Here is a 23,247-nt window from a genome sequence, read left to right as displayed (position 1 = left end):
TTCGCCACGGCGCCGCGCCGGAGTTACAGCCGCACGCCGAGGAGGGCGTCGACCGTCCGGGACATCAGGGCCGGGGCCGCCTCGTCGTCGCCGGTGGCGGTCAGGGCCGCCTCGCACCAGGCGTCGACCACGGCGAGAGCGGCGGGGGTGTCGAGGTCATTGGCGATCGCCTCGCGGACGGCGCCCACCAGGCCCTCGCCCGACGGGCCGGCTGGGGCCGCGGCCGCCGCCCGCCAGCGGGCCAGGCGCTCCTCGCCGGCCTTGAGCACGTCGTCGGTCCACTCGCGGTCGGCGCGGTAGTGACCGGAGAGCAGGCCGAGCCGCACGGCCATCGGGTCGACGCCGTCGCCGCGCAGGCGGGAGACGAAGACCAGGTTGCCGCGGGACTTCGACATCTTCTCGCCGTCCAGCCCGATCATGCCGGCGTGCACGTAATGCCGGGCGAACGGGGCGGCGCCGGTCAGCGTCTCGGCGTGCGCGGCCGAGCACTCGTGATGCGGGTAGAGCAGGTCGTTGCCCCCGCCCTGGACGTCGATCGTGTCGCCGAGCAGGCCCAGCGCGATCGTGGCGCACTCGATGTGCCAGCCGGGCCGGCCGGGACCGAGGTCGCCGCCGTCCCACGCCGGCTCGCCGTCGCGGGCGCCGCGCCACAGCAGGGGGTCGAGCGGGTCGCGCTTGCCGGGCCGCTCGGGGTCGCCGCCACGCTCGGCCGACAGGACCGTCATCTCGTCGCGGGACAGGTTGGACTCGTAGCCGAACCGCGGCGCCGCCGAGATCGCGAAGTACACGTCGCCCGTACCGTCGTCGAGGGTGTAGGCCGCACCCTCGGCCAGCAGCTCGCGCACGTGCTCGGCGATGGCCGGGATCGACTCGACCGCGCCCACGTAGTGCGCCGGCGGGATGATGCGCAGCGCCTCCATGTCCTCCCGGAAGAGGGCCGTCTCGCGCATGGCCAGGACCACCCAGTCCTCCCCGTCGCGGGCGGCGCGCTCGAGCAGCGGGTCGTCGATGTCGGTCACGTTCTGCACGTAGCGCACCTCGAGCCCGGCGTCGCGCCAGGCCCGGTTCACCAGGTCGAACGTGATCATCGTGGCCGCGTGCCCGAGGTGGGTGGCGTCGTAGGGCGTGATGCCGCAGACGTACATCGTCGCCACGCCGCCGGGCGAGGACGGCTCCACCGACCGGCGGGCCGAGTCGAACAGCCGCGGCGCCACCGCGTCACCAGGCAGGGTCGGCACGTCGTGCCCGGTCCAAGCGTCCATGGTCCGAAAGCCTATCGAGCACCTATGACAAAAATGTCAGGCTGAGGCTTAGTTCACGTCGCGGGACGGCGGCGCCGTACCGTACCGGTTCGCCGATAGCTCTGGGGTGATTTCTCCGACAACAAACCCATATGTCGGACTTTGGGGAAAAAGGCTACATTTGGTCGCCAAGACGGCCAGACTTTCGGTGGTCCTAATTTCGTCCGAAAGGAATTATCATGCGTCGTCCGGTTATGTACCTCGCTGGCCTTCTCCTGGCCACCGGCGCGAGCCTCGCTCTCGCGGGACCCGCCTCCGCCGCCCCCTCGCACGACGTCAAGTGCCACCACCACAACCACCACAGCGACTGGTTCTGGTACGACGACGACGAGGGTGACTACTCGTCCTTCGACAACTCCGGCGACTTCCAGAGCCACAACCGGGGCTTCTTCCTGCTGAGCAACAACAACGGCCGCGGCGGGCTCCTCGGCGGCCTGCTCTGATTTGAGCGGTCCGAGACCCGGAGGCGCCCGTACGGGCCTCCGGGTCTTCTCGTCTGCTGGCACCATGCTCCGATGAGCTCCGCCGTGCACGAGATAGTCTCCGCCATCGAGCCCGCCGACCGCCTGGAGGCCGAGCACCGCGCCGCGACGCTGGCCTGGCTGGCCGGCACCGGCGACGTGTTCCGCCGGGTGAAGCCCGACGTCCCGCCCCAGCACCTGGTGTCCTACGTGCTTCCGGTCGACCCCGCCGACGGAGCCGTCCTGCTGGTCGATCACATCAACGCGGGACTGTGGCTGCCGCCGGGCGGGCACGTCGAGCCCGGCGAGCACCCGTACGACACGGCCCGCCGCGAGGTCGCCGAGGAGCTCGGCCTGACCGCCGCCCCGCACCGCGATCCGCTCTTCCTGACCGTCACCCGGACGGTGGGCATCGACTCCGGCCACACCGACGTCAGCCTGTGGTACGTGCTGCCGTGCCCCCGCGCCGAGCCGCTGTCACCGGACGCGGGGGAGTTCCACCGGGTCCGCTGGTTCGCGCCGGGCGAACTGCCGCCCGCGTCCCGCCTCGACCCGCACTTCCCGCGCTTCCTCGCCAAGATCGCTAAGCCAGCGCCAGCCCCGGGTCCGGATCGGGAGCGGGCGTAGGCGCCGGGATCCGGTACTCCTCGGTGAGCGTCGTCATCGGGCCCGGCCACGTGGCCTGGGCGACCTCGATCGGCTTGCGCGACTCGTCGAAGGCCACGTGCAGCAGGTGCAGCACCGGGGTGTCCGGCCGGATCTGCAGGACCTCGGCCTCCTCCCGGCTCGGCTGACGGGCGCTGATCGTGTCGGTCGCCGACGCGTACCGCTTGCCCAGGGCCTCCTCGGCCTCCTGGTAGAGCGGCCGGCCGAACGCCTCGGCCCGTTCCAGTGACGTGCCGGAGGTCTCGGCGGCCCGGAACCAGGAGGCGCCGATCTCGACGGCCGCGTCGTCGGTGCGCACGATGTGCCGCCGCACGAGCATCTCGGTGCCGTCGCGTACGCCGAACGCGTCGGCCACCTCGGACGGGGCCGGCTCGCGTCCCACGCTCACCAGCTGCTGCCGGTACCGCGCGGCCAGGTCGGCGTGGTAGCCACGGTGTGCGCCGTACCGGCCGCGGGAGAGACGGTTCAGGCGGCGGCGCGTCCCCCGGACGTACGTGCCGGATCCGGGTTTGGTGATCAGCACACCCTCGACCCGCAGCTGATCGACGGTGCGTTGCACCGTCTGCTTGGCCACGCCGAACATCTCGGCCATCGCCGGGATGGACGGCAGGCGCTCGCCGGGCTGCCAGTCGCCGCGGCGGATGCGCTCCTTGAGCTGCGAGGCGATCTGCCGATGCGGAAACTCCGCATTGCCGGGGTTGATGGTCATGCCGCACCTCCTCATGCCTAGGTTCCTAGGATGCCAAGAGGCCGGGCCACGACGCTGCCCCGACACGCGGGGCAGCGTCGGCGGGCGACTACCAGGAACCGGCCGTCGGACCGGCCGAACCGCCGCGGCGGCGCAGGTACTTCTCGAACTCGCTGGCGATCTCGTCGCCGGTCAGCGGCTGGATGCCCTCGTCGCCGACCCGCTCCTCGAGCTCGCGCACGTACTCGCCGAGCTCGGCGTCCTGCTCGGCGGCGACCCGCACCCGCTTCTCCCACTCGTCGGCTTCCTCGGCCAGGTCGGCCATCGGCACCGGCAGGTCGAGCACGTCCTCCAGGCGGCCGAGCAGCGCCAGCGTGGCCTTGGGGCAGGGCGGGTTGTTGGCGTAATGCGGCACGTGCACCCAGAACGACAGCGCCTCGAGGTCGGCGCGGCCGGCCGCCTCGTGCAGCACGCCGACGATGCCGGTCGGGCCGTCGTAGCGGGTCGGCACCACCTTGTACTTGTCGGCGATGTCGGGGCCGCTGGCCGAGCCGCTGATCGGCAGCGGGCGGGTGTAGGGCACGTCCGCGAGAAGGGCGCCGAGCAGCACGATCCGGGTGACCTCGAGGCTGTGGCAGAGCTCCAGCACCTGCTCGCAGAACGTGCGCCAGCGCATGCTCGGCTCGATGCCGCGGATCAGCACCACGTCGCGGTCGGACCCGGGCGGGCTCGCCACGGTGAAGCGGGTCGTCGGCCACTCGATCTTGCGGGTCTCGCCCTCGGCCATCGTGATGGTCGGCCGGCTCACCTGGAAGTCGTAGAAGTCCTCGGGATCGATCGAGCTGACCTCCCGGGCCTGCCAGACCTGCTCGAGGTGTTCCACGGCCGCGGTGGAAGCATCCGCCGCGTCGTTCCAGCCCTCGAAGGCGGCGATGGCCACAGGGGAGCGAAGCAGCGGGAGGCCGTCGAACTCAGTCATAGGTGACAGCCTACGTGCGGTGCGTGTGTGTCACTCGGCGGCCGCGCCGCGCCCGCTCGCGCCGGCCCCGTTCGGCGGCGCGTCAATCGGACAATTCAGGAAACGGCGATCCCGCGTTCGGCGGTCGCGGGGACGAGCTGGGCCGGGACTTTCGCGGCGGCGGCCATCTTGCGGTCGTACGTCTTGGTGGCCGACCAGAGCTTGTAGATGAGCAGCAGTTCGAAGCCGGCCAGCAGCGTGGCCGAGATCAGCGTGGTGCCGATGATCCAGTGGACGACCGGCCCGACGATGAAGACGAACATCATGAACTCGATGCCGCTGACCAGGTGCACCCGGATGCGCTGGCGGATGAGCGCGTTGCGGATCGTCACGAACCGGCCGAAACGGTTCTTGAAGTCGCTGTAGACGTCGTCCGGGTCGACCGGCTCGGCGATCAGGTCCTCGCCCTCGCCCTCGGCGTCGTCGGCGAAGGCGACCGTCACCGGCGCCGCGGCCGGACCGTGCGCCGCGGCGAGATTGGCCTTCATCTCACTTTTGACCTTGCCCATCTGCAGGGCGTTCAGGTAGCGGAACATGTCCAGGAAAATGACCAGGCCGGCCAGCCAGACGTACGCGAAATCGCCGGTCCGGTGATATTGACCGCCGAACAGCCCGACCGCGCAGGCGGCCACCCGGAGACGGTCGAAAACGTAGTCGAGCCAGGCGCCGAAGACCGAGCCGGTCCCGTTCAGCCGGGCGATCTTGCCGTCCATGCAGTCGAGCACGAAGCTCAGGTGGAACAGCAGCGCGCCGGCCAGCAGCCACCCGTAGGTGCCCCGCCAGAAGCAGGCGGCCGACCCGGCGCCGATCAGGAACGCCCAGGTGGTCAGCCGGTTGGGCGTGACCCATCGCCACGGCGCCACGAGCCAGACGAGTCGTGAGGCCAGCGGGTCGACGAGCCAGACGGTCCACCAGGCGTCCCGGCGTTTGTAGGTCCGGGAGCGAATCTCCGCGAGAGTGACCCGTCCAGCCATGTAGCAACTCCGCCAAGGTGCCGTAGAAATGAACAATCGACCGCGCGGAGATTACCCGAGCGGAAGGGGCGGGGAAAGGCGCTGCGGAAATGCCCGGAAAATTGGCTAATGCAGTAGTAGCGGCGTTACGCAGCGTTCATATTTCGATGACACGATGATCATGATGCGACCGGGTGGAGGGGGCACAGCGTGGACGCCAGCCACGTGGCGGACGATCTCGAGGCGGTCCTGCTCACCGAGGAGAAGATCCTGGACCGGGTGTCCGCCCTCGCCGCCGAGCTGCACCGGGAGCTGGCCGGTCGGGTGCCGGTCCTGGTCGGCGTCCTCGGCGGCGCCGCCACCTTCACCGTCGACCTCGCGCGCGCCTATCCCGGCCAGGTGGAGATCGGGTGGATGGCGATCAAGTCGTACGCGACCCGCAACCGCGCCTCGGGATCGGTGCGCCTGCTCAAGGACCTCGAGGTCGACATCGCCGGCCGGGACATCGTGATCGTCGACGGGGTGATCGACACCGGGCTCACCATGAGCTGGCTGATCAGCAACCTGGCCCAGCGCGAGCCGGCCTCGATCTCGGTCTGCGCCCTGCTGCGCAAGCCGGACACGGCCCGGTTCGACGACACGCCCACGCACGTCGGCTTCGACGTCGGCCCGGGCCTGATCGTCGGCTACGGGCTGGACTACCGGGGCCGCTACCGCAACCTGCGGTGCGCCGCCGTGCTCGCCGCCCACGTCATCTCCGGGGCCTGACCGGTCACAGCAGGCGGTCCATCACCGCCACGTCGGTCAGCACCTCGAAGTCGTGGCGGGCGTAGAGCTCGATGGCGCGGACGTTGGCCGTCTCGGTCTGCAGCGAGAGCCGGTGCGCGCCCGCCTGCCGCGCCTCGTGGGCGACGTGCCGCAGGAGCGCGCCGCCGACCCCCTGCCGGCGAACGGCGGGAGCGACGTAGAAATCGCGGATCAACCAGACCGTACGCAGGGTGAGCGCGGCCGGGACGACCGAGACCGAGCAGAATCCGACCGCCTGGTCACCGCGTCCCGCCACGTGGATCTGCGCCCGGGCCGCGAGCACCTGCTCCCGCATCCAGGTGGCGACGGCCTCCGGCGCCGGGTTCGCGCCGTAGTGCTGGCGGTACTCGTCGACCAGCAGCGCGGCCCCCGCGAAGAGCGGGTCCGTGGCCGCGGTCAGCCGCACCATCCGCTCGCCGGTCATAGCGCCATAATCTCGGACACCACGCCGTAGAGCCCCCTAAACCCGCATAATGCAACGGTGGCGCACATCGACCAAGTCCTCGGACCGGCCGACGACACCGTGACGTTCTTCCAGCCGCGGGCCATGGTCTACGTGACCATGCTGTGGGTGACCGCGGCCGTGTGGGTGGTCGCCCTCGGCGTGCACGTCCTGATCCGCCTGGCGGTCGGCGACACCCTCACGGCCGGCGCGATCGTCACGTACGTGGAGGTCGCCCTGATCGTCCCCGTGGTGCTGTCGGCCGTCATCCTGCTGGTCGCCTGGCGCCGGCTCGGCTGGCTGCACAGCTCCATGCACGGCCTCGACTTCGCCGCCACCGGCCGCAAGCCGGTCCACATCCCCTGGGCCGGGGTGGCCGCGGTGTCGCTGCGCCATTGGGGGCCGTTCACCGAGCTGGTCGTCACGCCCGTCGCCGAGGACTTCGCCACCGCCGGCGACGGCCCCGGCCGCCGCCCCCGCCTGCGCCGCCGCGGCGGCGAGGTGCAGTACCTGGTCGACGTCGGCCTGATGTCGCCCGGTCCGGACGTGCTGCTGGCCGAGTTGCACCGCCGCCTCCCCACGAAGGTGTGACGCCTCGCCGTCCCCCACCGGAGCGGCCCGCCGGGCAGGATGGGCCCATGCCGGTTCATTCGGTGCCGGCCGCCGGGGAGCCGGTCGGATGCTTCACGATCGCCCGCGCGGCCGCTCCCACCCTGCGTGACCGCGTCCTGGGCTACGGCGGTTTCCGCTCCGCCACCGGCCGCGGCATCCGGCATCGGAGCTGGCCGGCCGGATCGTGGCCCTGCCCGACCTGCTCGGGCCGCGCGCCGTCGAGCTCCGCGACCGCCTGATCGCCGTCCGGGCCGATCGCAACGCCGGCTGGGCCGCGCGCTTCTCCCTGCTCGACACCCTGCTCGGCCGCTGGATGGCCGACGCCGAGCCGGCCGGCCCGGTCATGGCCGGCTGGCACCGCCTCCAGCAGGCCGGCGGCCGCATCCGCGTCGGCGATCTGGCCGGCGAGCTCGGCACACCGCGCCGCAAGCTGGAACGCGCCTTCCGGCAGCGGCTCGGTCAGACGCCCGGCGAGGTGGCGCGGATCGCGCGGTTCCAGCGGGCGATCACCCTCATCGACCGCGGCGAGCCCCTCGCCCGGGTCGCGGCCGAGAGCGGATTCGCCGATCAGCCCCATCTGACCCGCGAGACCCGGGCCCTGGCCGGTGCGACGCCGGCCGAGCTGCGCGCAATTGTTCAAGACCGGCCCGGTCGGCCACAGCTAGCGTCGCGGGCATGACGATCGAGGGAAAGACGGCCGTTGTCACCGGGGGATCGCGCGGGATCGGGCGGGCCGTGGTGCGGCGGCTGACCGCGGCGGGAGCGACCGTCGTCTACACGTACGCCCATGATCCGGGGGAGCCGATCGAGGGGGCGCGGGCGGTGCGGGCCGATCAACGGGACCCGGCGAACCTCGGCGCGGTCTTCGACGCGGTGGGGGACGGGCTCGACATCCTCGTCAACAACGCGGCCGTGGTCGACCGGACGCCGATCGAGAAGCTGACCGCCGCCGACATCGACCGGGTCATGACGATCAACTTCGTGTCGCCGCTGGTGGCGGTCCAGCGGGCGATCCCGCTGCTGCGCGACGGCGGCCGGATCGTCAACATCTCGACGCTCAACACCGTACTGCCGGGGCCGGGGCTGACCCTCTACTGCGCGTCGAAGGGAGCGCTCGAGCAGGTCACCGCGGTGGCCGCGCGCGAGTTGGGGCCGCGCGGCATCACGGTCAACACGGTCTCGCCGGGCGCCACCGACACCGAGATGTTCCGCGAGGCCAACGGGCCGGACGCGCGCGAGGCGGCGGCCGGGTTCGCCGCGCTCAAGCGGATCGGCACGCCGTCGGACATCGCCGACGTCGTCCTCTTCCTGGCGTCGGAGGCGGGCCGCTGGATCACCGGCCAGAACATCCGGGCGACCGGAGGCATGGTGGTCTGAGCGGCATGGATCATCGTGGCAGCCGCCCGCCGCTGCCGAAGGTCACCGGGACGCCGGGCGAGTAGAGCACGCTCACCGGCGGCCCGTCCGGCTGGGGAAGACCGGCGGCGGCGACCAGCTCGTCGTCCAGCGTGAGCAAGGTCGCCCGGTGCAGCGGCCACTGCGGGTGCTCGTTGGGCAGGTGGACCGTGCGGCCCCAGGCCCGGGTGTGCAGCCCCCAGCGGGCGGTCAGGAAATGCTCGAGCGGCGTGGGCTCGTCGATCCGCTCGCCGATGCGCACCGACATCCTCGAGGCGGCGCCTCTCGGCGAAGGCCAGCGCCGGCGGGAGACGTACGTGATCTGCTGCCGGCTTTTGACGATGCGCATTTTCGACCACATGTACGGCAGGTGCAGCCACGCCCTCGCCGTGAGAACCGGGATCAGGCGCTCGGCGTCCAGCGAGCGGAAGACAACCGCCCGGCGCCCGTCGCCGTCGACGCTGTAGAGGCGCACGTTGGTCTCGCAGAATGTGCCGAGATGGGGAATGCCGGGGCCGCTCAGGAAGCCGAATCCCGCCATCCGGAACGCGATCAGCCCGACGTAGGTGACCCCGTCGAGGAGATCGGGCCGGGTGCCCGCCGGCAGCAGCGGCGCGACCAGGGCCGGATCGACCGGCCAGTGCAGGAAGGTGAGATCGGTCCAGCGCTGCACCAGCAGCGAGCGGCGCACCGGCCGAGTCGTCAGCGGCGTGACCTCTTCGACCTGGCCCGGCTCGATGTGGCTCATACCGGCGAAGTTACTCCGCCGGCTACTCGCCGAAATCCCACAGCAGGCGGTAGTAGGCGATCCGCTCGTGGTCGGGCTCGATGCCGTAGGCGGCGAAGAAGCGCTCGTCCCAGCCGGGCCCGTAGTTCCAGCTCAGGCTCCACGACGCGACGGCCAGGTCGGCCCAGCGGTCGGCGACGCCGAGCGACGCCATGTCGACGTGGCCGGCGAAGCGGCCGTCGTCGCCGATCAGCGTGTTGGGGGAGCAGGGGTCGCCGTGGCAGACGACCAGCCTCTCGATCTCCGGCGGCGTGGACACCCGGCGCAGCGCCTCGTCGAGGGAGGCGACGCCGTGGTCGGGATGGATGTCGCCGGAATGGTGCTGCTTGCCGGCCAGGCGGCGCTCGACGCTCCAGTCGAACGGGCACTCCTCGACGGGCAGGGTGTCGTGCAGGTGCCGCAGGCCGGTCGCGATCGCCTCGACCGCCGTCTCCGGCCGCGCGCGCCACCGCTCGGTGACGGCCGACGTGCCGTTCATGGCCCGGGTCTGCAGCCAGACCCCGGTCTCGTCGGCGCCCTCGCCCATCACCTGCGGCACCGCGACGTACCTCGCCGCCCACCGCAGGCGCTCGGCCTCGCGCGCGAGCGGCAACCCGCTGCCGTCCGGCGCATACTTCACGAAAAACCGCACTTCCGGGGCGATGACCTCGTACGTGAGGCCACCGAGCACATTTCGCCAGACCGGCCGGATCTCGTGGCCGCCGGCGAGCCGCTGGACGGCGGTGGGCACGGGCACGCTCTCGTCGATGACGCTCTCCGGAGGCAGCACGATCGTCAACTCTGCCACTTGTGTCACACCCGGCCGCTTTCGCCCGAGCGACCGGGGAGGATTGGTGGTGATGAACGGACACGGACCCGCCGCGGTGCTCTTCGACATGGACGGCACGCTGGTGGACAGCGAGAAGGTGTGGGAGATCGCGCTGCACGAGCTGGCGGCGTGGGCGGGCGGCACGCTCTCGCCCGAGGCCCGGGCGGCCATGGTCGGCGGCAGCATGGCGAGCAGCATGAAGATCTTCCGCGAGGACCTGGGCCAGCCCGACCGGCCGGAGGAGCCGGACGTGAAGTGGCTGACCACCCGGGTCTTCAACCTCTTCCGCGAGGGCCTGGTCTGGCGCCCGGGCGCCGCCGAGCTGCTGCGCGCCGTCAAGGCCGCCGGGCTGCCCACCGCCCTGGTCACGTCGACCGGCCGCCTGCTGGTCGAGGCCGCGCTGGACACGCTGGGCCGGGAGAACTTCGACGTCGTGGTCTGCGGCGACGAGGTCACCATGCCCAAGCCCGACCCCGAGCCCTACCGTACGGCCGCGGCCCTGCTCGGCGTGCCGATCGAGCGCTGCGTCGCCATCGAGGACTCCCCGACCGGCGTCGCCAGCGCCGTGGCCTCGGGCGCCGTGGTCCTGGCCGTCCCGGCCGAGCTCGAGCTCCCGGCGACCGACGGGGTCCACCTCCGCCGATCTCTCGTCGGTGTGGACCCCGCCTACCTGGCCAACCTGCTGATCAGCCGGCACCTGCTCCCGTCCGACCGCTGACCCGCCCGGTGTGCCCGGCCGCTCGTGCCGTGCGGCCGGCCGGCGGTCAGTCGACCGCGATGGCGGTCAGGACGTTCAGGCGGGCCGCCTTGATCGAGGGCAGCACCGCCGCCAGCACGCCGACCAGCGCGGCCAGCACCAGGTAGAGCGCCATCCCGCCCCACGGCAGCACCAGCTTGGTGACGCCGTCGTCGTTCAGCGCCCGCACCACCGCCGCGCCCAGGCCGGAGCCGACCACGACGCCGAGCAGCGCGCCGAAGACCGAGATGACCACGGCCTCGACCGTCACCATCCGCATCGTCTGCGCCCGGCTCAGGCCGACCGCCCGCAGCAGGCCCAGCTCGCGGGTCCGCTCCAGCACCGACAGCGCCAGCGTGTTCACCACGCCCAGCACCGCGATCAGGATCGCCAGCGCCAACAGCACCTGCACCATCGTGATGACGGTGTCGAAGCTGGAGAGCTGGTCGTTCACGAACGTGGTGCGGTCGCTGGCCGAGACCTCGGGACTGTCCGCCACCAGCGCCTTCATCTGCGGGAGAACCTGCGCCACGGTGGCGCCGTCGGCCAGCCGCACGAAGCCCACGATCGGCTGCGGGATGCCGAAGTCCTTGACCGCCGACGCCGGCAGCACGTACGTGCTGGGCAGCGTCTTCTCGTCGAAGGTCCCGGCCAGCGTGTACCGGTGCGGGTCGCCGCGGGACAGCTGCACGGTCAGCGCCTGGCCGACCTTCCAGCCCCGCTTCTGGGCTGCCTGCGTGCTGACCACCATCTGGTCGTCGCGCAGCGTCGCCAGTCGCGTCCCGCTGAACGTGTCGGCCATCCGGGCCAGGTCGTCGGTCGCGTCGACGTAGGCGAGCCGGCCGTCGATCTTCGCTTGGTCCTCCCAGAGGCCGGCCGCCGAGCGCACCCCGGCCGTCTTGCGCGCCTGGTCGAGCACGGTCGCGTCGAACGTCGGCGGCCGCGGCCCGTTCTGGTCGCCGCCGATCACGATCTCGGCCTTGACCGTGTCCTCGACCTGCGCGGCCAGGCTGGTCTTGGCCGAGTTCATCACCACGGTGACGCCGGTGACGAGCGCGATGCCGACCATCAGCGCGGCCGCGGTGATCGCCGTACGCCGCGGGTTGCGGCCGGAGTTGAGCCGGCCCAGCCGCCCCGGCACCGACCACGAGAACAGCCGGCCGAGCAGCGCCACCACCGGCCGCGCGATCAGCGGCGTCAGCAGCGCCACGCCGACGAACGAGACCAGCACGCCGCCGAAGAAGAGCCAGAGCGAGCTCGTCCCGTACAGGCCGATCCCCAGCATCGTGGCGCCGGCCGCCGCGACCACCGCGCCGGTCACGCTCACCTTGGTGAGCGGCCGGTCCGGGGTCGCCACGTCCTGCATGGCCGCGACCGGCGCGATCCGCGAGGCGCGCAGCGCGGGCAGCACGGCCGCGACCACGGTGACCACCACGCCGACGATCAGCGAGCTGAGCACGGCCGCGAGCGGCACACCGACCGAGGCCAGCTCCAGCCCGTCGGCGAACTTCGTGAACAGGTAGCCGAGCCCGGCGCCGACGCCGATGCCGGCGGCCAGACCGATGGCGGCCGCGATCAGGCCGATCACCACCGCCTCCAGCAGCACCGAGCCGATCACCTGGCGGCGGCTCGCGCCCAGCGCCCGCATCATCGCGAGCTCCCGGGTGCGCTGGGCCACGATGATCGAGAACGTGTTGAGGATCAGGAAGACGCCGACGAACAGCGCCACGCCGGCGAAGCCCAGCAGGATCTTGTTGAAGAACGCGAGGGCGTCCTTGAGGTCGCCCGAGCTGTCGGCGGCCAGCTGGTCGCCGGTCTTGACCACGTAGCCGTCGCCGAGCTCGGCCGCGATCCGGTCGCGTACGGCCGCGTCGGCGCTCTTGTCCGTGGTCTTCACGGTGATCATCGTGTAGACGCCGGTCTGCCCGAGCATCAGCTTCTGCGCGACCGGGGTGGTGAACGCCACCTCCTGGGCGCCGCCGATGCTGTCCTTGCCGCCCGGGTAGCCCCAGATGCCGACCAGTGTGAACGTCTTCTTCGGTTCGAGGGTGAGCACGCCCACCCGGTCACCGACGTGGATGCCGGCCGCCTTGGCGACGGCGGCGTTCACCGCGATCTCGGCGTCGGACGTGGGCCCGCGCCCCTCGCGGAGCTTGACCTGGTCGTCCTCGCCGAGCCAGTTGCCGCCCAGCCGGGGCGGGCCGTTGCTGGTCACCACCTTGCCGTCCGAGCCGATCACCCGGGCGCCGTCGGCACTCACCATGCCGACCGCCTCGCGTACGCCGGGAACGCCTTTGACCTTCTCGACGACCGACGCCGGGAGCGGGGTGTCGACCTGCTCGCCCTCCGTCTCCGAGACCGCGACCTTGGGCTTGGCCGTCACCCCGACGTCGGTGCCCGCGTAGACGCTGGCGAAGACCTGGTCGAAAGAGCGGCCGAGCGTGTCGGTGAGCACGAACGCACCGGCCACGAACATCACGCCCAGCACCACGGCCAGGCCGGAGAGCACCAGCCGCAGCTTACGGCCGAGCAGGCTCTTCAGTGTCGCGCGCAGCATCAGACCAGCACTTCCCGGGTGGTGTTCATGGCTTCGAGCACCGTCTCCGGCGTCGGGCGGTCGAGCTCCTGCACGATCGCGCCGTCGGCGAGGAAGATCACCCGGTCGGTGTAGCTGGCCGCCACCGGGTCGTGGGTGACCATGACGATCGTCTGGCCGTGCTCGCGCACGCTGTCGCGCAGGAACGACAGCACCTCGGCGCCCGACCTGGAGTCGAGGTTGCCGGTCGGCTCGTCGGCGAAGATGACGTCGGGCCGGCCGACCAGCGCCCGCGCGCAGGCCACGCGCTGCTGCTGACCGCCGGAGAGCTGGCTCGGCCGGTGGCCCAGCCGGTCCTGCAGGCCGACCGTCGCGATCACCGTCTCCCACCACTGCGGGTCGGGCTTCTTGCCGGCGATGTCCAGCGGGAGCCGGATGTTCTCCGCCGCGGTCAGCGTGGGCAGCAGGTTGAACTGCTGGAAGATGAAGCCGATCCGGTCGCGCCGCAGCCGGGTCAGCGCCTTGTCGCCGAGCCCCGACACCTCGGTGCCGCCGATGTGCACGGTGCCGCGGGTGACCGTGTCGAGGCCGGCCAGGCAATGCATGAGCGTGGACTTGCCGCTGCCCGAGGGCCCCATGATGGCCGTGAACCGGCCCTTGCCGAAGCCGGCGCTCACCCCGCGCAGCGCGACGACGCGGTTCTCCCCGTCGCCGTAGACCTTCCACACTTCTTCGGCGCGTGCCGCCACCGGCTCGAGCGCCTTGGTCCCCATCATCGTGCCCCCTCGTCAGTGCATCTCCGCGATGCCCCCGTGCGCTGCCGCCCCCGTCTGGCCGGCGCGTCCGGTCGTCTCTCCGGTCGTCTCTGGTCCGGCCGGGTGCGGTCGTCGCACCCGGCCGGCAGGGAACAGTGTTTCGGTGTTCGGCTTCCGGGGCGTCCGTCCACGGGCGGAGCGCGACGCGGAGATTGGGATCGGGGGTGCACCCCAGGCGGCCTCAGGGGCGACCCTGAGATGTCAGCGTGACGGCGTCATGACACTTGACTGACGTCACCAATGACGTCATAGTGGTGGCATGGACCTGACGCCCTACCTCGAGACCCTCCGGGCCGACCTCGCCGCGGCAGCCGCGCCGGGCGGTCCGGAGACCACCCGCGCCGCCGAGCTTCTCGGCTATTCCCTCGAGTCGTCGGCCCGGCTGGCGCTTCTCGAGGCGCTCTCCGACGCGGCGGCCGAGATCACCACCCGGCTGTCCGACGCGAGCGTCGAGGTGCGGTTGCGCGGTCGCGAGGCCGACCTCGTGGTCACCCCGGTGGCGCCCGAGGGGCCGGTCTCGCCGGCGCCCGAGGCCCATCCGGCGCCGCCGATCGACGGAGGCGACCTCGCCCGGCTGACCCTTCGGATGCCGGAGACCCTGAAGACCCACATCGAGCAGGTGGCGGCGGCCGAGGGCATCTCGGTCAACGCGTGGCTGGTGCGCGCGGTGACCGCGGCGGTCCGCTTTCCCACCGGGCCGCCCGCGGCCCGCCCCGGCAAACCCGGCAAGTCCCTCAAGGGCTATTTCCAGGCCTGACCCGAAGACAAGGAGACCCTCATGTACGAGTTCGACCGCTCCACCCCCGTCACCGTCGCCCTGCGCGCCCACTCCGGCGTCGTCGACGTGGTCGCCGAGGACCGCGTCTCGATCCAGGTCGACGTGCAGCCGATGAGCGGCGGCGAGTCCGGCGTCGAGGCCGCAGCCGGCACCCGCGTGGTGCTCGAGGACGACACGCTGCTCATCCAGGTGCCCGGCAGCGACTACTGGAGCTGGCGGCGAACACCGAAACTCCGGATCACCGCGCGGGTGCCGGCCGGGAGCTCGCTGGCGGGCAAGACAGCCTCGGCGGACGTACGCGCGGCCGGCGTCTACGGCAACGTGACGCTCGACGTGGCGTCGGCCGACGTCGACCTCGGCGAGGCGTCCGGCGACGTCGACCTGGAGGCGGCCAGCGGCGACCTGACCGTGCGCCGGATCGGTGGCTCGCTGCGCGCCAAGAGCGCCTCCGGCGACGTGCGCATCGGTGACGTCACCGGTGACGTCAGCGCCGAGACCGCGAGCGGCGACATCCGTACCGGCGCCGTCGGCGGTTCGCTGCGGGCCGGCTCGGCGAGCGGCGACATCGAGATCGGTGCGCTACGGCAGGGCCAGGCCGACATCCACACCGCCTCCGGCGACATCACCGTCGGCGTCACGGCCGGCTCGGCGGTCTGGATGGACCTGAACACCGCCTCCGGCAAGTCGGTCACGGATCTGGCGGCCCAGGGCGACGTCCCGCCCGCCGACAACCCGGTCGCCCTGGAGCTGAAGATCCGCACGGCAAGCGGCGACATCCGCGTCCGCCGCGCGATCGCGTCCACCCGTAACGCGGCGGCCTGACGCTCTCCGGCGACCGCCGCGCGACCACAACCATCCGCGCCCCAGCGAAAGGCAGCCTGATGCTTCCCGACAACCGCCTCGGCCTCGAGTCCGCCGCACAAGCCATCCGTTCCCGCTTGTCCGCCCGCGCCGCGAAGGCGCGCGGAGGCCGGTTCGCCCCGGTCGAGTGGCCGCGGAGCCGCGGCCCGTCGCCCCATCCCCAGCGCCGCTGACGCCGACGGCCCGGGTTCGCCCGGGCCGTCGGCGTGCGCGCCTGTCGGCCGGGCCGCTCGACCGGACTTCAGGCGCCCGGCTTGACCAGACCGGTCTCGTAGGCGAGGACCACCGCCTGGGTACGGTCGCGCAGGCGCAGCTTGGTCAGCACGTGGCCGACGTGCGTCTTGATCGTCGTCTCGCTCACCTGCAGGGCCTCGGCGATCTCGGCGTTCGAGTGGCCGCGCGCGACGTGGACGAGCACCTCGCGTTCGCGGTCGGTCAGGGCGTCGAGCTTGGAGGTCGTGGTCGTCTCGGGTGCGGGCAGCGCCTCGGCCACCCGGGTCAGGATGCGGGCCAGCACGGCCGGCGTGATCACGGCGCCGCCCGCGGCCACCGCCCGGATCGCGGCGATGACCTCGGCCGGCGGGGCGTCCTTGCGCAGGAAGCCGGCCGCCCCCGCGGCGATCGCGCCCAGCACCTGTTCGTCACGGTCGTCGGCGGTCAGGATCAGCACCCGCACCGGCAGCCCGGCGCCGGTCACCGCGCGAGCCACGCCGAGGCCGTCGAGCCGCGGCAACGGAATCTCGGCCACCAGCACGTCGGGCAGCAGCCGCCGGGCGAGCTCGACCGCTTCCGCGCCGTCCCCGGTCTCGCCCGCGACGATGATCTCCGGGCCGTCCCCGCCGTGATCGGAAGGCGCGGAGCGCTTTGTGGGCGAGCCGCTGACCAAGGAGCCCTCTGCGGGCGAGCCGCCGGCCGCGGAGCCCGCGCCGGAGATCGCGGTGGCGGCGAGCACCATGCGCAGGCCGGAGCGGTGCATCGGGGCGGGGTCGGCGAGCAGAACGCGCAGTGGCCGCCCGGCCGTTGTCTCCGCCACCCGCACCCCCACGGTCGCCCCCGAAGCCTGGGGTCACCCTAGGCGATCCCCGGCGCGGCGGGTCGATGGGTGCGCCGGCGCCGCTGCGGCGTCAGCCCAGGCGGTCGTCGTCGGCCGCGGTCAGGTCGATGCGGACCACCTCGCCGGCCGGGAAGGGGGGCGGGGTGCCGCCGAACTCCGGACACAACGACTGGTGGCTGCACCAACCGCACAGCCGGCTCGGTTTGGGGCGGAAGTCCTGCTCCCGCTTGGCCCGCTCGATCGCCTCGGAGAGGGCCACCAGCGTGCGCTCGAAACGCTCCAGCTCCTCCTGGTCGGGGCTGTAGTCGCAGACCTCGGCGTCCTTCAGGTAGAGCAGACGCAGCACGCGCGGCACGACGCCGCGGGTGCGCCACAGGACCAGGGCGTAGAACTTCAGCTGGAACAGGGCGCGGCCCTCGAACGCCTCCCGCGGCGCGCCGCCGGTCTTGTAGTCGACCACGCGCAGGTCGCCGGCCGGGGAGACGTCGAGGCGGTCGATGTAACCGCGGATCAGCAGCGTGTCGTCGACCAGGGTGGAGATCAGGGACTCGCGCTCGGCGGGCTCGAGGCGCTGCGGGTCCTCGACCGCGAAGTAGCCGTCGAGCAGGGCGGTGGCGCTGGACAGGAAGGCGGCCAGGCGGGCGGCCTCGCCGGCGTCGAGAACGTCGACCAGCGCGGCCTGGCCGGCGGCGTCGGCCTCGGCGGCGAGCGCGGCGGGGTCGGACGAGCGGGGGGCGGCGACGGCGGCGAAGATCTCGGAGAGCCCGGGCTCGGCGTCGAGCAGGCCCTGCCACGCCGGGGCGACGAGCGCGGCCGCGGCGGCGGGGGTGCGCTCGGCGGCGGGCAGGTCGAACAGGCGCTCCAGCACCGCGTGGACGAGCGTGCCGCGTACCTGGTCGGCGGAGGGCTGCTCGGGCAGCTTGTCGATGGTGCGGAAGCGGAACAGCAGCGGGCAGGTCTTGAAGTCGGCCGCGCGTGACGGCGACAACGAGGGACCGGCATGGGAGTCGCCGGCGGGGAGGGGGGAGACCGTCTGTGCCGTCATGTCAGAGAGGCTAGGGCAGGGGTACGACGAAAACGCGCCGCGACCCCGCCGCCGGCGACTCCGTAGCATCGTGCGGGTGGAGCAGAGCACACCGCGGCCTCGTCGCGCCGCCCGCCCGGGCCGGGCGGTGGGACGCGTGCTGGGCATCCCCGTCTTCGTGAACGGGTCGATGCTGATCCTGGCGGCGCTCGTCATCCTCGTCTACCGCAACTACGTCCGCTCCGAGCTCGGCCTCGGCGACCCGCTCGGCTACCTGGTCGGCCTCGGCTTCGTGGTCTGCCTGCTCGGCTCGGTGCTGCTGCACGAGCTCGGGCACGCGCTGGTCGCCCGGCGCTTCGGCATCGGCGTGCGCGGGATCACCCTCGAGCTGCTCGGCGGCTGGACCGAGATGGACCGCGACGCGCCGAGCCCGCGGGTCGACGCGCTGGTCAGCCTGGCCGGTCCGGCCGTCTCGCTGGTGCTCGGCGGCGTCGCCACGGCCGCGGCCGTCGGGCTCCCCGACCGTACGGCCGCCGGCCAGATCGCCTTCCAGCTGGCCGCCAGCAACATCCTCGTCGCGATCTTCAACGTGCTGCCGGGGCTGCCGCTCGACGGCGGCCGGGCGCTGCGGGCCGTGCTGTGGGCGCTGATCAAGGACCGCAACCGGGCGACCGAGGCCGCCGCCTGGTCCGGCCGCATCCTCGCCTTCGTCTGCATGCTGATCGCCCTCTGGCTCTACCGCCTGCAGACCCTGACCCTGTTCGGCCTGCTGTTCGTGCTGCTGGTCGTCTTCACCCTGTGGCAGGGCGCCGGCCAGTCGATCCGGCTCGCCCGGATGACCCGCCGCTTCCCGCTCGTCGACCTGGCCCGGCTGGCCCGCCCGCTGCTCACCGTCCCGGCCGGCACCCCGCTCGGCGAGGCGCAGCGGCGCCGCTCCGAGGACCCGAGGCCGAACGTGGTGCTCGCGGTCACCGACTCGGCCGGTAATCTCACCGCACTGGTCGACCCGGTCGCCGCCGAGCGCGTCCCGGTCGACCGTCGCCCGTGGGTGGCCGTCGACACCGTGTCCCGGTCGCGCGACGCGGTGCCCGCGCTGGCGCTCGGGCTCACCGGGGAGCAGGTGGTCCGCGCGCTGCAGGCCCACCCGGCCGGTCAGTACGTGGTCACCGCGGGCGAGGGCAAGGACGTGGTGGGCGTCCTGCGCGTCGGCGACGTCGCCGAGGTGCTGGAGCCGCGCCGCGGTAGACGACCCTGACGACAGAGAGAAGCACGTGACCAGTACTACGGGCCCCTTCCACGAGGGCGACCGCGTCCAGCTCACCGACCCCAAGGGGCGGATGCACACGATCGTGCTGGAGCCGGGCAAGTCGTACCACACCCACCGCGGCGCCCTGGAGCACGACGACCTCATCGGCCGGCCCGAGGGCAGCGTGATCAGCTCGGCCGGCGGCACCCAGTACCTCGCGCTGCGCCCGCTGCTGAGCGACTACGTGCTGAGCATGCCGCGCGGCGCCCAGGTGATCTACCCGAAGGACGCGGCGCAGATCGTGGCCATGGGCGACATCTTCCCGGGCGCCAAGGTGCTCGAGGCCGGCGTCGGCTCGGGCGCGCTGACCTGCTCGCTGCTGCGGGCGGTGGGGGAGCACGGCGAGCTGCACTCGTACGAGCTGCGCGACGACTTCGCGGCGATCGCCCGCAAGAACGTCGAGTCGTTCCTCGGCGGCCCGCAGAAGGCCTGGAACCTGCACATCGGCGACGTGGCGGGCAACACCGAGACCGGCTTCGACCGGATCGTCCTGGACATGCTGACCCCGTGGGAGGCCCTCGACATGGTCGAGCGGTCGATCGTGCCCGGCGGTGTCTTCGTCGGCTACGTGGCCACCACGCCGCAGTTGTCCGAGCTGGTCGAGGCCCTGCGCGAGCGCGGTGGCTGGACCGAGCCGCGGGCCTGGGAGTCGCTGGTGCGCGACTGGCACGCCGAGGGGCTCGCGGTCCGCCCCGACCACCGGATGATCGCGCACACCGCGTTCCTGGTCTCCGCCCGCAAGCTCGCGCCCGGCGTCATGGCGCCGCCGCGCCGACGCAAACCGAGCAAGGGCGCCGAGGCGTACGCGTTGAAGCGTGCCGCCCAGGCCGCGCTGGCCGCCGCGAGCGAGGCCGAGGCCGCCGCCGTGGTCGAGAGCGCCGCCCACGAGAGCGCCGCCCACGAGAGCGCCGCCCACGAGGGAGCCGCACCCAAGGGAGTCGCGCCCGAGGGAGCGGGAGACGCGGCCCCAGACGCGGCGCCCGAGGGCGACTGAACGCGCCGGAAGCCCCCGAAAACCGGCGCATCCGGAATGAGCCGATCAATCGGTCACGCCGCGCGGCAGGGGACGAACCAACACCGGGCGCAACCCCGCTCAACACCGTGAAAAAGGACGAAACGGATCGACGGACGTTACCCGGCCGAGCGATGTGACTACGGCCGGTCCGGTCGGGTAGCTTCCCAGGGGGCGACGCAAGCGGACGGGAGGATCGGGTGGGCGCGATGAGTTCTCCGCCGTTCGGTGGCAGCAACGAGATGCCGGCGGTCTTCCCCGACTGGTCGCCATATCAGGATCTCGACTCCGCCGCCCGGGCCTATCTGCGCGACCCCGAGGTGGCGCTGGACGCGCTCTTCGGGGTGCTGCGCGGCGCCTCGGTGCTCAGCTTCACCCTCGAGCGCTTCGTCAACGAGGTGAACGGCGTCTGGCAGGAGGTCGTCATCTGCGACGGCAGCCGGCTGGTGCTCTGGCACGGCGAGGACGTGGCGCCCGGCGACGGCCCGGTCGGCTCGATGACCAGCTCGCTGCGGGTGGTGCCGCTCTCCACGGTCACCGAGGTCGGCTGCCGGCGGCGCCTCACCCGTACGTCGAACGGGCAGGCCCGGGTCGACAGCATCGACGTCTACCTGCTGCTGAGCTCGATCGACGACGCCGTGCCGCCGCCCGGGATGGACGAGGGCGAGGGCCGCACGGCGCTGCGGCACGACGCGCTGCGCTTCGGCAAGACGCTCGACGACGGCGGTCCCGGGCAGATTGCCCGACTGGAGGAGTTCAGCCGAGTTGTCGCCTCGTTGGTGGGACGTCCGACGCTTTAAACCTCGGCGTGCCTCTGTTTCCGGGGTGTGACATTTTCCGCGCTTTCGGTGGCGCCCGGCAAACCTTGGTGCGCGGAAACTTTCCGTACTCGCGAGGCCTTTGTCAGTCGGCGTCCGGACCGGCGACCTCGACGTCGTCCGAGGAACGCACGACGTGGATGCAGTCGCCCGGGCACTCCTTGGCGGCGTCGATCACCTCGAGCCGCAGATGAGCCGGCACCCCGGTCCGTACGCTGGGAGATTGCAGCAGCTCACCGTCGTGATCCTTGACATAGGCGAGTCCGTCGATGTCGAACTCGAAGACCTCCGGCGCGTACTGCACGCAGAGGCCGTCCCCGGTGCAGAGGTCCTGATCCACCCAGACCTGCAGCTCGTCCGTTCCGGTCTGCGCCGACACTTCGTACCTCCCGCGAATAGCCCCACCCGACGGTACCGGATGGCTACGACAACCAACTTGCGGCCACCGGCCGAATGGATCAAGACTCGGTGACGAGGGTGTTGCATGGGTCGAAATCCCGGCCACAGCAGCTAGTGTTATCGCAAGACGTTCGAGCCCCCGGGGAGGTGGGACGTGGCACGTAGCGACGAAGCGGATTCACGCGCCGCACGTTGGGAGAAAGAGGCCAACGATCTCTCCAGCCAGGTCGCGTTCCTTCAGGAGGAACTTGCTCTGGTTCGGCGGAAGTTGACCGAAAGCCCACGACACGTCCGGCAGCTCGAGGAACGGCTCGCGGCAACGCAGGCGCAGCTGGCCCGAGTGACCGAGAACAACGACCGGCTCGTGGCGACCCTCAAGGAAGCCCGGGCCCAGATCGTCACTCTCAAGGAAGAGATTGACCGGCTCGCCCAGCCGCCCAGCGGCTACGGCGTATTCCTGTCCGCACACGAGGACGGCACCGTCGATGTCTTCACCGGCGGCCGCAAGCTGAGGGTGGCGGTCTCGCCGTCGCTCGAGGTCGAGGAGCTGCAGCGGGGCCAGGAGGTGCTGCTCAACGACGCCCTCAACGTCGTCGACGCGTTCGGCTTCGAGCGCTCCGGCGAGGTGGTCACGCTCAAGGAGGTGCTGGCCGGCGAGGGTGGCGTCCCGGGTGACCGGGCGCTGGTGGTCTCGCACGCCGACGAGGAGCGCATCGTGTTCCTCGCCGACTCTCTGGAGATCGCCAAGCTCCGCGCCGGTGACTCGCTCATGATCGAGCCCCGTTCGGCGTACGCGTACGAGCGGATCCCGAAGAGCGAGGTCGAGGAGCTGGTCCTGGAGGAGGTCCCCGACGTCGACTACTCCGACATCGGTGGCCTGCACTCGCAGATCGAGCAGATCCGCGACGCGGTGGAGCTGCCGTTCCTGCACGCCGACCTGTTCCGGGAGCACCAGCTGCGCCCGCCGAAGGGCATCCTGCTCTACGGCCCGCCCGGCTGTGGCAAGACCCTGATCGCGAAGGCGGTGGCCAACTCGCTGGCCAAGAAGATCGCCGAGCGGCGTGGTGAGGAGAAGCACACCAGCTACTTCCTCAACATCAAGGGCCCGGAGCTGCTCAACAAGTACGTGGGTGAGACCGAGCGGCACATCCGCCTGGTCTTCCAGCGGGCGCGGGAGAAGGCCGGCGAGGGCACCCCGGTGATCGTGTTCTTCGACGAGATGGACTCGATCTTCCGGACCCGTGGCTCGGGCGTCTCCAGCGACGTGGAGAACACGATCGTTCCCCAGCTGCTCAGCGAGATCGACGGTGTCGAGGGCCTGGAGAACGTCATCGTCATCGGCGCGTCGAACCGGGAAGACATGATCGACCCGGCGATCCTGCGCCCCGGCCGCCTGGACGTGAAGATCAAGATCGAGCGCCCGGACGCCGAGGCCGCGAAGGACATCTTCGGCAAGTACATCCTTCGCGACCTGCCGCTGAGCGACGACGACCTCAACGAGCACGGCGGCGACCGCGACGTCACCGTCGCCGCGATGATCGAGGCGGTCGTCCTCCGGATGTACACGGAGAGCGAGGAGAACCGCTTCCTGGAGGTCACCTACGCCAACGGTGACAAGGAGGTCCTCTACTTCAAGGACTTCAACTCCGGCGCGATGATCCAGAACATCGTGGACCGCGGCAAGAAGATGGCGATCAAGGAGTTCCTCACCTCCGGCAAGAAGGGGCTGCGCCTGCAGCACCTGCTGGACTCGTGCGTCGACGAGTTCCGGGAGAACGAGGACCTGCCCAACACCACCAACCCCGACGACTGGGCCCGCATCTCCGGCAAGAAGGGCGAGCGGATCGTCTACATCCGCACGCTCGTCTCCGGCGGCAAGGGCGCCGAGGCCGGCCGGTCCATCGAGACCGCGAGCAACACCGGTCAGTACCTGTAGGAGATCGACGCGAACGCGGGCGGGGGGTCACCCT

Annotated in this window: 26 protein-coding genes; 14 read left to right on the top strand and 12 right to left on the bottom strand. The window is 71.8% G+C overall.

All coding sequences use genetic code 11. The annotated features are described in order from the left end of the window. Nucleotides 1-23: 23 nt before the first annotated feature. A complete protein-coding gene (gene mshC / locus ACQP2F_RS28790; protein ID WP_433292737.1) occupies nt 24-1,262 on the bottom strand; it encodes a cysteine--1-D-myo-inosityl 2-amino-2-deoxy-alpha-D-glucopyranoside ligase in 1,239 nt (412 codons plus the stop codon). A gap of 218 nt (nt 1,263-1,480) precedes the next feature. On the opposite strand from mshC, the gene ACQP2F_RS28785 reads away from it, so the two are divergent. Both ACQP2F_RS28785 and ACQP2F_RS28780 read left to right on the top strand, forming a co-directional pair. Next, the gene (locus ACQP2F_RS28785) at nt 1,481-1,744 is read left to right on the top strand and encodes a hypothetical protein (RefSeq protein WP_433292735.1); all 264 of its coding nucleotides are present in this window, start codon (nt 1,481-1,483) and stop codon (nt 1,742-1,744) included. 72 nt (nt 1,745-1,816) lie between these two features. Next, nucleotides 1,817-2,389, top strand: coding sequence for an NUDIX hydrolase (locus ACQP2F_RS28780; protein ID WP_433292733.1), 573 nt, complete (start codon nt 1,817-1,819; stop codon nt 2,387-2,389). Here ACQP2F_RS28780 and ACQP2F_RS28775 read toward each other — a convergent pair. The 3 genes from ACQP2F_RS28775 to ACQP2F_RS28765 form a co-directional block, all read right to left on the bottom strand. Beyond that, on the bottom strand, nt 2,346-3,137 hold the full coding sequence (locus ACQP2F_RS28775) for a GntR family transcriptional regulator (protein ID WP_433292731.1): 792 nt from the start codon (nt 3,135-3,137) through the stop codon (nt 2,346-2,348). The genes ACQP2F_RS28780 and ACQP2F_RS28775 overlap by 44 nt on opposite strands. An 88-nt stretch (nt 3,138-3,225) precedes the next feature. Continuing rightward, nucleotides 3,226-4,095 carry a PAC2 family protein gene (locus ACQP2F_RS28770; RefSeq protein WP_433292729.1) on the bottom strand — a complete coding sequence of 290 codons (870 nt, stop codon included), beginning with the start codon at nt 4,093-4,095 and terminating at the stop codon, nt 3,226-3,228. A 95-nt stretch (nt 4,096-4,190) separates the two neighbouring features. Next, on the bottom strand, nt 4,191-5,108 hold the full coding sequence (locus ACQP2F_RS28765; RefSeq protein ID WP_433292727.1) for a CDP-alcohol phosphatidyltransferase family protein: 918 nt from the start codon (nt 5,106-5,108) through the stop codon (nt 4,191-4,193). A 189-nt stretch (nt 5,109-5,297) separates the two neighbouring features. On the opposite strand from ACQP2F_RS28765, the gene ACQP2F_RS28760 reads away from it, so the two are divergent. Continuing rightward, nucleotides 5,298-5,855, top strand: a complete 558-nt coding sequence (locus ACQP2F_RS28760; protein WP_433292725.1) for a phosphoribosyltransferase — start codon at nt 5,298-5,300, stop codon at nt 5,853-5,855. A gap of 4 nt (nt 5,856-5,859) precedes the next feature. Here ACQP2F_RS28760 and ACQP2F_RS28755 read toward each other — a convergent pair whose 3' ends face one another. Further along, the gene (locus ACQP2F_RS28755; RefSeq protein ID WP_433292723.1) at nt 5,860-6,318 is read right to left on the bottom strand and encodes an N-acetyltransferase family protein; all 459 of its coding nucleotides are present in this window, start codon (nt 6,316-6,318) and stop codon (nt 5,860-5,862) included. Nucleotides 6,319-6,375: 57 nt separating this feature from the next. Between ACQP2F_RS28755 and ACQP2F_RS28750 the strand changes: the two genes are divergently transcribed. From ACQP2F_RS28750 to ACQP2F_RS28735, 4 genes are read left to right on the top strand one after another with little or no spacing between them, the layout of a single operon-like run. Beyond that, on the top strand, nt 6,376-6,927 hold the full coding sequence (locus ACQP2F_RS28750; RefSeq protein WP_433292721.1) for a hypothetical protein: 552 nt from the start codon (nt 6,376-6,378) through the stop codon (nt 6,925-6,927). A 47-nt stretch (nt 6,928-6,974) separates the two neighbouring features. Next, nucleotides 6,975-7,187, top strand: coding sequence for a hypothetical protein (locus ACQP2F_RS28745; RefSeq protein WP_433292719.1), 213 nt, complete (start codon nt 6,975-6,977; stop codon nt 7,185-7,187). Beyond that, a complete protein-coding gene (locus ACQP2F_RS28740) occupies nt 7,133-7,627 on the top strand; it encodes a helix-turn-helix transcriptional regulator (RefSeq protein ID WP_433292717.1) in 495 nt (164 codons plus the stop codon). Before ACQP2F_RS28745 ends, ACQP2F_RS28740 begins: the two co-directional genes overlap by 55 nt. Then, nucleotides 7,624-8,325, top strand: a complete 702-nt coding sequence (locus ACQP2F_RS28735) for an SDR family NAD(P)-dependent oxidoreductase (RefSeq protein WP_433292715.1) — start codon at nt 7,624-7,626, stop codon at nt 8,323-8,325. The genes ACQP2F_RS28740 and ACQP2F_RS28735 overlap by 4 nt, the downstream gene beginning before the upstream one ends. A 10-nt stretch (nt 8,326-8,335) precedes the next feature. Here the strand turns inward: ACQP2F_RS28735 and ACQP2F_RS28730 are convergent, their stop codons facing one another. Together ACQP2F_RS28730 and ACQP2F_RS28725 are read right to left on the bottom strand one after the other, a co-directional pair. After that, nucleotides 8,336-9,091, bottom strand: a complete 756-nt coding sequence (locus ACQP2F_RS28730; RefSeq protein ID WP_433292713.1) for a YqjF family protein — start codon at nt 9,089-9,091, stop codon at nt 8,336-8,338. Between the two features lie 22 nt (nt 9,092-9,113). Next, nucleotides 9,114-9,917, bottom strand: a complete 804-nt coding sequence (locus tag ACQP2F_RS28725) for an aminoglycoside 3'-phosphotransferase (protein ID WP_433292711.1) — start codon at nt 9,915-9,917, stop codon at nt 9,114-9,116. 76 nt (nt 9,918-9,993) lie between these two features. Here ACQP2F_RS28725 and ACQP2F_RS28720 point away from each other — a divergent pair, with 76 nt between their 5' ends. After that, nucleotides 9,994-10,656: an HAD family hydrolase gene (locus ACQP2F_RS28720; RefSeq protein ID WP_433307639.1), complete on the top strand. Its 663-nt coding sequence runs from the start codon at nt 9,994-9,996 to the stop codon at nt 10,654-10,656. Nucleotides 10,657-10,702: 46 nt separating this feature from the next. Here the strand turns inward: ACQP2F_RS28720 and ACQP2F_RS28715 are convergent, their stop codons facing one another. Beyond that, nucleotides 10,703-13,231 carry an ABC transporter permease gene (locus ACQP2F_RS28715; RefSeq protein ID WP_433292709.1) on the bottom strand — a complete coding sequence of 843 codons (2,529 nt, stop codon included), beginning with the start codon at nt 13,229-13,231 and terminating at the stop codon, nt 10,703-10,705. After that, complete coding sequence (locus tag ACQP2F_RS28710; RefSeq protein ID WP_433292707.1) at nt 13,231-13,986, bottom strand: ABC transporter ATP-binding protein; 756 nt, start codon at nt 13,984-13,986, stop codon at nt 13,231-13,233. The genes ACQP2F_RS28715 and ACQP2F_RS28710 overlap by 1 nt, the downstream gene beginning before the upstream one ends. 298 nt (nt 13,987-14,284) lie before the next feature. Between ACQP2F_RS28710 and ACQP2F_RS28705 the strand changes: the two genes are divergently transcribed. Further along, nucleotides 14,285-14,782 (top strand): hypothetical protein, encoded by a 498-nt coding sequence (locus ACQP2F_RS28705; protein WP_433292705.1) that lies wholly within the window; start codon nt 14,285-14,287, stop codon nt 14,780-14,782. 21 nt (nt 14,783-14,803) lie between these two features. After that, nucleotides 14,804-15,625 (top strand): DUF4097 family beta strand repeat-containing protein, encoded by an 822-nt coding sequence (locus ACQP2F_RS28700; protein WP_433292703.1) that lies wholly within the window; start codon nt 14,804-14,806, stop codon nt 15,623-15,625. 280 nt (nt 15,626-15,905) lie between these two features. On the opposite strand, the gene ACQP2F_RS28695 is transcribed toward ACQP2F_RS28700, so the two are convergent. After that, nucleotides 15,906-16,697 (bottom strand): LuxR C-terminal-related transcriptional regulator, encoded by a 792-nt coding sequence (locus tag ACQP2F_RS28695; RefSeq protein WP_433292701.1) that lies wholly within the window; start codon nt 16,695-16,697, stop codon nt 15,906-15,908. Between the two features lie 91 nt (nt 16,698-16,788). Next, nucleotides 16,789-17,763: a RecB family exonuclease gene (locus ACQP2F_RS28690; protein ID WP_433292699.1), complete on the bottom strand. Its 975-nt coding sequence runs from the start codon at nt 17,761-17,763 to the stop codon at nt 16,789-16,791. A gap of 76 nt (nt 17,764-17,839) precedes the next feature. On the opposite strand from ACQP2F_RS28690, the gene ACQP2F_RS28685 reads away from it, so the two are divergent. The 3 genes from ACQP2F_RS28685 to ACQP2F_RS28675 all read left to right on the top strand — a co-directional run bounded on the left by ACQP2F_RS28685 (nt 17,840) and on the right by ACQP2F_RS28675 (nt 20,860). Beyond that, nucleotides 17,840-18,997 carry a site-2 protease family protein gene (locus ACQP2F_RS28685; RefSeq protein ID WP_433292697.1) on the top strand — a complete coding sequence of 386 codons (1,158 nt, stop codon included), beginning with the start codon at nt 17,840-17,842 and terminating at the stop codon, nt 18,995-18,997. Nucleotides 18,998-19,013: 16 nt separating this feature from the next. Beyond that, nucleotides 19,014-20,042, top strand: a complete 1,029-nt coding sequence (locus ACQP2F_RS28680; protein WP_433292695.1) for a tRNA (adenine-N1)-methyltransferase — start codon at nt 19,014-19,016, stop codon at nt 20,040-20,042. A gap of 227 nt (nt 20,043-20,269) precedes the next feature. Beyond that, on the top strand, nt 20,270-20,860 hold the full coding sequence (locus ACQP2F_RS28675; RefSeq protein WP_433292693.1) for a hypothetical protein: 591 nt from the start codon (nt 20,270-20,272) through the stop codon (nt 20,858-20,860). A 103-nt stretch (nt 20,861-20,963) separates the two neighbouring features. Here ACQP2F_RS28675 and ACQP2F_RS28670 read toward each other — a convergent pair whose 3' ends face one another. Beyond that, nucleotides 20,964-21,257, bottom strand: a complete 294-nt coding sequence (locus ACQP2F_RS28670) for a ferredoxin (protein ID WP_433292691.1) — start codon at nt 21,255-21,257, stop codon at nt 20,964-20,966. 174 nt (nt 21,258-21,431) lie between these two features. On the opposite strand from ACQP2F_RS28670, the gene arc reads away from it, so the two are divergent. Next, the gene (gene arc, locus ACQP2F_RS28665) at nt 21,432-23,213 is read left to right on the top strand and encodes a proteasome ATPase (RefSeq protein WP_433292689.1); all 1,782 of its coding nucleotides are present in this window, start codon (nt 21,432-21,434) and stop codon (nt 23,211-23,213) included. Nucleotides 23,214-23,247: the final 34 nt, after the last annotated feature.

This window comes from Actinoplanes sp. CA-030573 (genome assembly GCF_050951115.1).
Lineage (GTDB): Bacteria > Actinomycetota > Actinomycetes > Mycobacteriales > Micromonosporaceae > Actinoplanes.
The sequence above is the reverse complement of the archived record's forward strand: the minus strand, read 5'-3'. Positions and strand labels throughout refer to the sequence as shown.